Here is a 10,205-nt window from a genome sequence, read left to right as displayed (position 1 = left end):
CCCGCCTATGGTCGCGCGCTTGCTCTGCTCAAACGCGAAGGCCGGTGCCCGTCTGACGTTGAACACCGACAGATTAAGTACCGGAACAACGTGATTGAATGCGATCATGGCAAACTGAAACGGATAATCGGCGCCACGCTGGGATTTAAATCCATGAAGACGGCTTACGCCACCATCAAAGGTATTGAGGTGATGCGTGCACTACGCAAAGGCCAGGCCTCAGCATTTTATTATGGTGATCCCCTGGGCGAAATGCGCCTGGTAAGCAGAGTTTTTGAAATGTAAGGCCTTTGAATAAGACAAAAGGCTGCCTCATCGCTAACTTTGCAACAGTGCCGAATGATGTCACGCTGAAAATGCCGGCCTTTGAATGGGTTCATGTGCAGCTCCATCAGCAAAAGGGGATGATAAGTTTATCACCACCGACTATTTGCAACAGTGCCCAGTCCACGCCTCAGAACTTGTGGGCTCGCTTTTAAAAAGTTCCCGTCCGTCAGGGCTGGCGCAGGCGATTATGGAGGTGGGACGGGTCAACAAGACGCTGTACCTCCTCAACTACATTGATGATGAAGAATATCGTCGCAGGATACTGACTCAGCTTAACCGGGGAGAAGGCCGTCACGCCGTGGCAAGGGCGATCTGTTACGGCCAACGTGGTGAGATTAGAAAACGTTACCGTGAGGGGCAGGAGGATCAACTGGGTGCGCTGGGGCTTGTCACTAACGCAGTTGTATTGTGGAACACGCTTTATATGCAGGAAGCGCTATCACATTTGCGCAGCGCTGGTGAGATCCCGGAAGACGAGCATATCTCACGCCTGTCGCCACTGATGTACGGTCATATCAACATGCTGGGACATTATACGTTCACGCTGCCGGAAAATATTCTGAAGGGAGAGTTGAGGCCATTAAATTTCAATTCAAACAATGAATTATTGCCTTAACGTGGTTTTTTACACGATTGAACCTCGAACCCCTATATCGGCTAAAGCACTCCGGTAGCTTGATTCACCCCACGGCCACGGCAGGATCTTGGCCGTCGCAAGCGCCAGGGGAAAATCTTCAGCTGCAAGCCTGAGTGATTTCATGTGCGTGTAATCCATCGCCCAGATGATTTTTGTGAAGAAGAACTCGCGCTCGTTCATGTCCGGGCGCGCGTCCTGGCCCTCCGTGCCAACGGCCAGCAAGTAATCGGCCTGAATTGGCAGTATCAGCGCGCGTAGTAAGTCATGGATCGCCGGTTGCGGCAGTCTGCGCGCCAGATTAATTACCCGGTCGAACTTCAGTTTATCCTGCTTGCGCTTGTCGGTCTGCTCCATCAGATTTCATGGCCCCCTTCTTCATGCTCATGCTCATGGGTGTGTTCTTTTCCGGTATGGCTCTGTTCCGCCTGAGACGTCTGCGGCATGGCGTAATCGTCGTAAATGCTGCTGTCAAAGTCGTAGTCTGATGCTTCGGCATAATGCTCGTAATCGGCATACTCCTGCGCGCTCCACTGCTGATCGTCGGCAGCAGCATAATCATGGGCCAGTTCTGCATCATTTTGCTGTGCTTCATGACGCCGCAGGCCAACGGAATCATCCATAGGGTTCTGCTTAAGATGAAAGGCGTCCTCTGCGTTGCTCACCGGCTGATAATCAGTGCCGGTTGTCATGTTATGTTCATCGGGTTTCTGGTTAAACGCCATGCTTTCCCCCGTGGCTTCTGGCAGACCTTTTTCAGCTGATCGGGTTTCTAAACTGGTATCGCGGCCAATATCCTTAAACCTGGCCTCAAGCCCAAAGAAACGGTCAATTTCTGCGGCCGTGGTTTTCGGGCTGTCGCGGCTCACGCTCGATGCCAAAGATTTTTTATCGTCGGTAAAAATTTCCACCTCATGACGCGCACGCGAAATACCAACATAAAAAACGTCCTTAGAAGTGGTAAGCGATTTGGTATCTATGTTGAACAACACGCGATCACAGGTAAGCCCCTGGGATTTGTGGACGGTGGTTGCATAAGCATAGGAAAGATAAGAAGCCTGTTTTTTGTCCAGCTCAACCGTGCGCCCTTTTTTGTCCTCAAGCGTCAGTTTTTCACCCTCCACGGTTTTCACCGTGAAGCGGTCGCCGTTGGCAACGTCCAGCGTTTTATCGTTACGCGTTACCATGACCTTATCGCCCGGCGCCAGTTCGGCGCTGACTGCCTGGTATACAGACAGCTTGGTGTGTGTACGCGGGCTGAAAGCGATCTGCTCACCGCTGCTGCTTTCAACCGTCAATTTGTTGCCCGGCCCGGTATCAAGAACCTGGTAAGACTCGCCCCGCTTCATACCATTTTTGTAATCCTGTTCGGGGATAATGATTTGCCCTTTACTGAAATAACGGCTGTCGCGGCGTTCCGCCTGTGTCGAATCCACGCGGTCAAGTAGCGTGAACGTTTCGCCGGTTCCGGCAAGCCCCAGATTGCCCCGGATGTAGTCATTGAGGGTTTTGCGTGAGGCGTTCGTACCAGAGATTATCAGGGTGGCATCCTGTTGTTCTGAGGACAGAGACAGGTAGCGATCGGCAAGTTGAGCGAGTCGGGGCGCTTCTTCCTTCAGTTCGTTCACGCCGGTGATATTTTTCAGGGCGCGCGCGGCATTACCTTCAGCGGCATACTTAACCGCCTCAAGCAAAACTTCATTCTTCTGTCGCTGAATGTCTTTCATGTAGCTGGTCTGCATACCTGCTTTAATCAGCTGCTCAAAAGGCTTACCGGCTTCTACCGCTTTCGTCTGTGACGTATCCCCCAGGAATACCGCGCGAGCGTTATGCTTCTCGATCACCTCCATCAGCTGTTTCATCTGCCGGGCGGGTATAACCCCGGCTTCATCAATGAATACGACTGATTTTTCATCCAGCTTTTTATCCTTCGCTTTGAGGAAGGCGGCAACGGTGCGGGCCGGTAATCCATCATCTTCAAGCGCTTTTTTCTGTGTCCCATAGGGGGCCAGCGCCGTGACCTTCAGCCCTTGTGACTCCAGCAGCTCTTTAGCGGCCATCGTCATATAGCTTTTACCGGTACCGGCGTAACCATGTGCGGCCACAAAACGATCTTTGCTCGTCACAATTTCTGTAACTGCGCGCATCTGCTCATTCTTGAGGGTTTTCCCGGCGAGCAGCTGGCCTGCAATCTCTGCGGTCAGCTGTCGCGGCATCTGCCCCCGGCCGCGTGATTCGATAGTCAGAATGGAACGCTCAAGGCGAATACCCTCCACGGTAGTGACGCGGTGGCTGGTCTTTTTAAGCCTGCCGTTTTTAATACCATCATCTACCGCAAAACGGGCTTTATCCGCACGCATCCCGCTATTCGTCAGCGAGTCGATCCACTCTTTGCGCGTCAGAGTTTCGGCCATAACTGAAGCACCGACCTTCAGCGTTGATTGATACCGGGCTTCGCCCTCGATGATGGCGCCCTTCTGTACCGCCTTCAGGTACGCTTTTTCAACATCGGCCATTGTGGCATGGCCCAGCACCTGCTTATTAGCGATCTGAATCAGCTTCTGGCGTTCAAAGCTGGCATCGCGCTCTGACAGCGACTTAACTGCAAACTGGATAGCCCGGTCAGCTTTAACCTCAGGGCTGGTAAAATCCGGGGCCATGTTGCGCGCAATATCAGCCTCCAGAGGTTTACCGTGTCCCTGCCATTCACGGTTATCAAAATCAATGCCTAGCGTTTTGGCGCGGCTGGCCCATTCCTGGTGAATTTCTTCACGGGAATGCTCTGTTTTCTTTTCACGCGTCGCCATCGAGACGCGGCTTTTCGTCTGAGCATCGGCGGTTTCCCGCGTCAGGCCCATTGCAGCGAGTCCCTTTTCAATTTGCTCCGACCGGCGGGAAAAAGCGCGAATCTGTTCGTCTGAAAAATGGGCCATATCGAACGTGTTATTTTTGCTGTTGTAACGCAGCTCATAACCGGCTTTGGTCAACTCCAGCGCCAGCTCCTGTTTGTAAACATCGCCCAGGTGCATTTTGTTACGCATCAGCTCATCATTTTTGAGCGCGCGCCACTGGCCGTCCTCGCGCTGGGTCATGTTCATGACAAAAGCGTGGGTGTGCAAATCAGGATCTAGCGCCCTGGACGTTTCGTGGCGAAAAGTAGCGACGACAAGGTTATTGGTATTCTGGGTTACTGATTTCCCCTGGCGAGTCGTCCGGGCCTGCGCGAGTTTTTCAGCTTCACGCACAGCAGCGGCAACAGCTTTTTCATGAGCCTCGATAATGGTTTTATCGCCGTGTATCAGCGCCTGCATGGATACCCCTTTAGGCGCTGAAAACGTCAGGTCGTAGCCCAGACGCTCTTTTTTGGCATCACCCACGTGTCGCTGCATATGCGTGAAGGTATCTATCTCTCCGACAAGCAGCTCTTTAAACCGGGCTGATTCAACGTCCCCGGATAAGCCGAGGGCTTCAGCTCCGGTTCCCTGCCAGGACGTGAATGATGAATCCTTACTGTAGTAATCATCCTTTGCATCAGAGTAGTAGCCCACAACGCTAGTGACGTTCTGGCGGGTAATCGTGGTTATATCAAGCATCAGATCTCCCTCAGTTCAATGCCAGGAACAGGGTTTTTGCGATGGTATTTAACGTGTTTAGCCTTGAACTTAGCGACGGGCATATCACCAGGCAACGCCAGATAGCCGGTGAGGTTTGGCAACATTGATATTTCGGTAGGCGTTACGGCACGAACAACTTTAACGTCGCGGCGTTTACGGACAATCCAGGGCTTCTGAGGATCGGATTCTTTACGCTCAACTTCGCCTTCTATCTCACCGAGTGAGCGCGACATTTGATCCAACGTTTCATCACCGAGACGGCTGCCGCCCAGCACGATGTTAGAACGCATGTTAGCCAGAATTGTCTGAGCCATATCCCGACCATAAACCTTAACCAGCTGAGAATAGGTTTGATAGCCAGCATAAACACACAGACCGCTTTTACGCCCTTTGGTCAGTGCATCGTTGAGGTTTGGCAGAAACTGGAGTGATTCCAGCTCGTCAATAAATACATTAATGCGGCTTTCTTTTTCACCCATACCCAGCACGATAGAAAAAATCGAATCCAGCCAGCAGGAAATTAGCGGATTAAGTGACCTTTTCATTTCTTCCTGCCAGGTGATAAACAGGGTTCCCGGCTTTCCATCATCAAGCCAGTCACGCAGGGAAAAATTACCTTCCGGCATTTTCAAATGTGGGGCAAGATTCTTACTGAGAACAAATCGCGCGCTTCCAACTGCTTTTTCAGACCCGGAAAAAATAGCTTCGGCAGGCGTCCCCATTAAAAATTCTTTTAATTTTTTCTGGTCAACGTTACAGGCCCAGTGAATAACTTCTTCCATAGTTACTGTGCTATATAGGCTGTGAAGTTTTTTCGAAACTTCACTAAAAATAAGACGGCCATAGCCGAACCATTCTTCAGTAGCCATATCAGGGCTTTCCTGAACAATAGAGTTCACTAAGCGCTCGTAATCATATGAACGGCGAATTTCATTGAAAAACACCCAGCCTTCAGTGCGTTTATCATAGGCGTTTAAAATAACATCGCCGGGACGATAGAAATTCTTTAAGAAGCCCCCATTTGGATCTAAAGCAATATTTTTGCCGCCTCTAATGATGCTCTTAAATAACAGTTCATTGAAAATTGTGGTTTTACCAGTACCGGTTGTACCGGCAATCGAAAAATGCAAGTTCTCAGCGTATGTAGGTATGGGGATATTAGCCACGGTTAACTGGTTGACACCTCTTTCGCGTGTTTTATCAGCGAGTGTTCTGGCGCGAACAAGCTCTGTACCACGATAAATCTTTTTGAATCTTTCGCCTTTAAACACGCGTGATTTATCATAAATGATAAAAGCGATCAGACCGCCAACACCAATAAACCAGCCAGCAATTAAAGCTGACCATAAAGGCCATAGCGAAAAAGTATTCTTAACCAGATACGGAATCAGGTATTTAGCCGTGGATGGATCAATACCGTAGGTAAATTTTGCAACTAGAAACCATACCATCACTGGAGGCAAAGTAATTGCAAATAAAAATGCTAAGCCTCTTTCTCTATCGTCCATTTCAGCGCTCCTTTTTTGGTTCCCAGACTTTGTAGCCGTTACGTTCAACCTCTGCTTTTGCCGCTTTGGTTTTGCCCGGTTCTGCTATCGAGCGCAGGAGGATTAGCGTTTCAATAGCGAGTGATTCATGCAACATCATCTGTCCTGCCGGTGGGAATTTTACGCCAGATAGCGTTTCGGTTATTGCCTTCAGCTCATCGCGCAGTGGGCCAAAATCCGCATCTGAAGCACGGTCAAAAAGATAATCCAGTTTGCGATTTACGTCGCTCAGCCGGTCGGCAACTATTTTCAACCCGGACTCCCGATCACCTGGGCCAGCTTCAATGCAGCGCCGCAGATAATCTGACCGATTACCTCCTGAAACCAGGTCTATATAGGCCAAAAGTTCATCTGATACTTTTGCGGTTATTATTGGCATTCAGTCCTCACATTGTGCATTTTTTAAACAAAAAATTGGGATCTAACAAGCTGAAATCTTAGTATTACCAAAGTAATAAAGCAAACTCATTATAAAACAATGAGTTATTGGGTGTTTTTAATACCTAATTATTACCGAATATTGTTGCTATTTATTTTTTTATCTTTTAAATCAGTATGATAGCGTGATTTATCGCGCTGCGTTAGGTGTATAGCAGGTTAAGGGATAAAAAATCATCTTTTTTGGTAGGGGCGATCTACGTAGGTTAAGGACTAACTGGCTAAAAAGCGTTCAATATTCCGTATTCATGCTTGCATGAATACCAGTACAACAAAAGTACATCAAAATTACATCAAAATTACATCACTTGAAGGTTGACAGTACAACAAAATTACATCATTCTTTGGTCATGAGGTAGCCAGTACAACAAAAGTACATCAAAAGTACATCAAAATTACATCAAAATTACATCATTCTAAATGAGGGTACTATGAAGCCCAAAAGTATCAGGGCGGCACTTCAGTTGATGTTGCCGGAAATAGAAGAAATGCTGTCACTGGGAGTTTCCAGGGAGGAAATTTATAAGGCAGTTTCTGAACGCTTCGGCCTGGAAGGTGTGAACGTTCGTAGCTTTGATACGTCCCTATATAGAGCGCGGCAAATCCGGAAAAATGGAATGCACAATACACATGAAAGGATGCCGAACAATGATGATAGTGTATTGCACAATACACAAAAAGGAGGTAGCGAGAAAGGTGCAGAGGAAAGTGTATTGCACAATACACAAACGCCGCCTGAGCCTGAACCGCAAGGAAGTGAAAAAAAAGAAAGTCCCGGCATTATTGATAAAGAGTTCTTCAATAAAATCAGTGAAGATTTCGACCCTAAGATGTTCAATAAAAAATTCTGAGGTGATTTATGAAAGTAGCGGTAATTAATTACAGTGGCAGCGTTGGTAAAACCTTAATTTCATCCTACCTGTTAGCCCCGCGTCTGACTGGAGCAAAATTCTATGCGGTTGAAACTATCAACCAGTCTGCTTCCGATCTGGGGATTGAGAATGTTTCCATTTTTAAAGGTGATGACTTTTCACGGTTGATTGAAGATATTGTTTTTGAAGATGCCGGGATTATTGATATTGGTGCGTCAAACGTAGAAGCGTTCCTGATGGCAATGTCCCGCTTTGACAGTGGCGCGAATGAATTTGATAAGTATGTAATCCCGGTTACGCCTGATAATAAGGCCATTGATGAAAGCCTGAAAACAGCACATACGTTAAGTAAGGCAGGTGTAAGCAGCGATAAAATCATCTTTGTTCCAAACCGCATTAGTCCAGATAGTGAAGTAGAGGATGTACTGGCGCCGGTATTTGAATTTGTCAAACGAACGAAAGTTGGCAAAATCAGCAAGAAATCTGTTATTTATAACAGTGAAGTTTTCGAATATCTCGCGTATCACCGTATCTCATTCGAAGCATTGACCGCTGAAGATCCAGAAGAATTTAAAGCCCGCGCTAAACAAACAACGGATGCTGACGAGCGCAAAAAACTGGCCCGCCGTTATACCTACATGAAACAGGCAATTCCTGTTAAAGCTAATCTCGATAAAGCATATGCGGCTTTAATGGGAGAATAAAATGGAAAAGCAGCCAGATAAATTTGAAGTTCTGATGGATTGGTTTTTAGGTGACGCGAAGGAAATCACCGCAAGTCAGAAAGAAATGACTGAGATACTTTCTGCGCTTTCGGAAAAGCTGGCAAAAGACACCGAAAGTTTAGGAGAGACGGCAGACTCTCTTAAACGGACTTTAGTAGAAAACCAGCGTTCAATTAGCCTGGCAATTAGTGATGATGCTAAGGCGCGTGAGGAATTTCTGACGAAGTTCCGCCGCGCGCAGGCGTCCAGAGCTGAGACGTTAACCCGTCAGATCCTTTTTATTACAGCTGGCTGCACTATTGTGGGCGCCGCCGTGGGTGCCGCGATAGCCATAATTCTACTGAGATAATGTAAACCGGGCATGTCCCGGTTTTTTTTCAAGCGAAGCGCGGAGGCCGCAGGCCGGAGGCATTAGTGGCCGCCGCCCGAAGGGGCGAGACGCGTAGCGGCTCGATGCGCAGCACGGCAGAACGGCCCCGCAGGGGTAATGCCCGGTTTAATTCAACGTGACAGTCACGTGGAGGAAAAATATGAATGACCGACAGCGTGAACAAGCCCGTATTCGCCAGGCCCGGCGCCGCGCGCGACTCAAAGAGGAAGGCGCTAGCGTGACAGTCACGCTAACAAAACAGGAAGAAGCAATGTTACAGGAGCTTTGCCGGGTTCGTCGTCCAGGACGAACAGCCTATTCCACGAATGAGTTTTTCCAACTGCTGCTGATCCGAAACTGGCAACAGTGGCAGGAGCAAAAGGCGCAGCTGGGGAAATGCCAGGCTTGCGGAAAGCTGAAAGCGGAGGGAGGTTGCGGCGGCGAACGGCAGAGCGAAACCTTTAACTGCTGGCTAGCCGTCGAAGCAAACGAGCTTAATGTGTAGTGTATTGTGCTATACAGAAATTGCCAAAAGCAGCGCGGAGTAATAACTGAAACGGCCGCGCAGCGGAAAGAAAAAAGCCCGGTCAATCCGGGTTTTTTTCTTTCGGCGGCTCAGTAATCGTCTAGATCTCCGCAGCCCAGCGGGCAACAATTACGCTCAATACCGTGGCTGCAATAATCGTTTTCCCGATCCTGCCGGATTTCTTCCGCGATCTCGTCTTGGGTCAGATAGTCAAATTCACGCCGCGCTACCGCGATCAGTTCTTCCCGATACTCGGCCGGAACGCCAGCAAGATAGCCGTCAATAACCGCGCTCAGGCGGCGCTGATACAGTTCATAAATCAGGCCGCAGCGGGGCTGCTGTTCGCGCGCAAAACTCTCACACTGGCGACGAAAATCTTCAAGAGTCTGCTCAAGGGTTTGTGTGGTCATGTCGTTTGTCCTCGATCTTTCTGTTAAAGACCCGGCTTGGCCGGGTCGTCAGTGCTATTTAGTTTGTTGCAGCAGCTGGTCTAATTTTGCCGCCAGTGCATACGTCGATGTGAAAGCGCCTTGCAGGCGCTGATTAGGCAGCTGGTTGAACGCTTCGAGGCAGGCGCGCAGCAATAATTCTTTCTGAGATTCGACTTCTTTTTTCAGCTGGGAAGGGGTGGTAACAGTGGTCATGCTTACTCCTTAGTGATCCGATACCGGCAATTTTTCGGGTGGCGGTATTGCCTCCCGATGATTTAATTATCGGTGATTACGCCTTTAAAGTCAATACAAGTACGGAATTTATTTACATGTTTTTATGCCCGTCAGGGCATGGAAGGCGACCGCGCCGGACTCCACCGGACACCGGCCGCAAATCGCCGGAAACTGCGGGACTGACCGGAGCAACAGGCCAACCCCCCTTCCTGCTAAGCCATAACCCAGCCCGCCGCCACGCAGCTGCCGCACGTCCCCCACGGGGGTGCGCAGTGGGCGCCGCGCGCCTGCGCGCGGGTACAGCGGCCCGCCTGCGGGTCGCGGCGCCGTACTGCGAGTTAGCGGCCGCCGCGCGGCCGGTTACGGGGGACACCGCACCGTCACGGCCAGCGCCCCGCTGAGCTGCACAATCCACGGATAACACAATAGCGCACTGGCAAAGGATGCCGACGCCTGAAGGGCGTTGGCACCCCGAAGGGGCGGGGCG

Annotated in this window: 10 protein-coding genes and 2 pseudogenes; 6 read left to right on the top strand and 6 right to left on the bottom strand. The window is 49.7% G+C overall.

Annotated elements, in window-relative coordinates; translation table 11 throughout:
• A pseudogene (locus ACOTXT_RS21485) lies at nt 1–285 on the top strand (IS6-like element IS26 family transposase); the annotation flags it as partial.
• A 160-nt stretch (nt 286–445) separates the two neighbouring features.
• A pseudogene (locus ACOTXT_RS21480) lies at nt 446–943 on the top strand (Tn3 family transposase); the annotation flags it as partial.
• A gap of 9 nt (nt 944–952) precedes the next feature.
• Here ACOTXT_RS21480 and ACOTXT_RS21475 read toward each other — a convergent pair.
• From ACOTXT_RS21475 to ACOTXT_RS21460, 4 genes are read right to left on the bottom strand one after another with little or no spacing between them, the layout of a single operon-like run.
• Nucleotides 953–1,318 carry a DUF6710 family protein gene (locus ACOTXT_RS21475; RefSeq protein WP_012561167.1) on the bottom strand — a complete coding sequence of 122 codons (366 nt, stop codon included), beginning with the start codon at nt 1,316–1,318 and terminating at the stop codon, nt 953–955.
• Nucleotides 1,318–4,554 (bottom strand): MobF family relaxase, encoded by a 3,237-nt coding sequence (gene mobF / locus ACOTXT_RS21470; RefSeq protein ID WP_012561166.1) that lies wholly within the window; start codon nt 4,552–4,554, stop codon nt 1,318–1,320. The genes ACOTXT_RS21475 and mobF overlap by 1 nt, the downstream gene beginning before the upstream one ends.
• Nucleotides 4,554–6,083, bottom strand: coding sequence for a type IV secretion system DNA-binding domain-containing protein (locus ACOTXT_RS21465; protein ID WP_000342688.1), 1,530 nt, complete (start codon nt 6,081–6,083; stop codon nt 4,554–4,556). The genes mobF and ACOTXT_RS21465 overlap by 1 nt, the downstream gene beginning before the upstream one ends.
• A gap of 1 nt (nt 6,084) precedes the next feature.
• Nucleotides 6,085–6,501: a hypothetical protein gene (locus ACOTXT_RS21460; RefSeq protein ID WP_001749975.1), complete on the bottom strand. Its 417-nt coding sequence runs from the start codon at nt 6,499–6,501 to the stop codon at nt 6,085–6,087.
• Between the two features lie 490 nt (nt 6,502–6,991).
• Between ACOTXT_RS21460 and stbA the strand changes: the two genes are divergently transcribed.
• The 4 genes from stbA (at nt 6,992) to ACOTXT_RS21440 (ending at nt 9,032) form a co-directional block, all read left to right on the top strand.
• A complete protein-coding gene (gene stbA / locus ACOTXT_RS21455) occupies nt 6,992–7,411 on the top strand; it encodes a plasmid stabilization protein StbA (protein ID WP_001749974.1) in 420 nt (139 codons plus the stop codon).
• 8 nt (nt 7,412–7,419) lie between these two features.
• On the top strand, nt 7,420–8,136 hold the full coding sequence (gene stbB / locus ACOTXT_RS21450; RefSeq protein WP_001749973.1) for a StbB family protein: 717 nt from the start codon (nt 7,420–7,422) through the stop codon (nt 8,134–8,136).
• Nucleotide 8,137: 1 nt separating this feature from the next.
• Nucleotides 8,138–8,506 carry a plasmid stabilization protein StbC gene (gene stbC / locus ACOTXT_RS21445; RefSeq protein WP_000414913.1) on the top strand — a complete coding sequence of 123 codons (369 nt, stop codon included), beginning with the start codon at nt 8,138–8,140 and terminating at the stop codon, nt 8,504–8,506.
• 181 nt (nt 8,507–8,687) lie between these two features.
• Nucleotides 8,688–9,032, top strand: a complete 345-nt coding sequence (locus tag ACOTXT_RS21440; RefSeq protein ID WP_000999874.1) for a hypothetical protein — start codon at nt 8,688–8,690, stop codon at nt 9,030–9,032.
• Between the two features lie 110 nt (nt 9,033–9,142).
• Here the strand turns inward: ACOTXT_RS21440 and ccgAII are convergent, their stop codons facing one another.
• Nucleotides 9,143–9,463 carry a protein CcgAII gene (gene ccgAII / locus ACOTXT_RS21435; RefSeq protein ID WP_001749971.1) on the bottom strand — a complete coding sequence of 107 codons (321 nt, stop codon included), beginning with the start codon at nt 9,461–9,463 and terminating at the stop codon, nt 9,143–9,145.
• Between the two features lie 54 nt (nt 9,464–9,517).
• Complete coding sequence (ccgAI, locus tag ACOTXT_RS21430; RefSeq protein WP_000214483.1) at nt 9,518–9,697, bottom strand: protein CcgAI; 180 nt, start codon at nt 9,695–9,697, stop codon at nt 9,518–9,520.
• Nucleotides 9,698–10,205 lie beyond the last annotated feature (508 nt).

This window comes from Enterobacter cloacae complex sp. IR5422, from assembly GCF_049238165.1.
GTDB lineage: Bacteria > Pseudomonadota > Gammaproteobacteria > Enterobacterales > Enterobacteriaceae > Enterobacter > Enterobacter roggenkampii.
The sequence above is the reverse complement of the archived record's forward strand: the minus strand, read 5'-3'. Positions and strand labels throughout refer to the sequence as shown.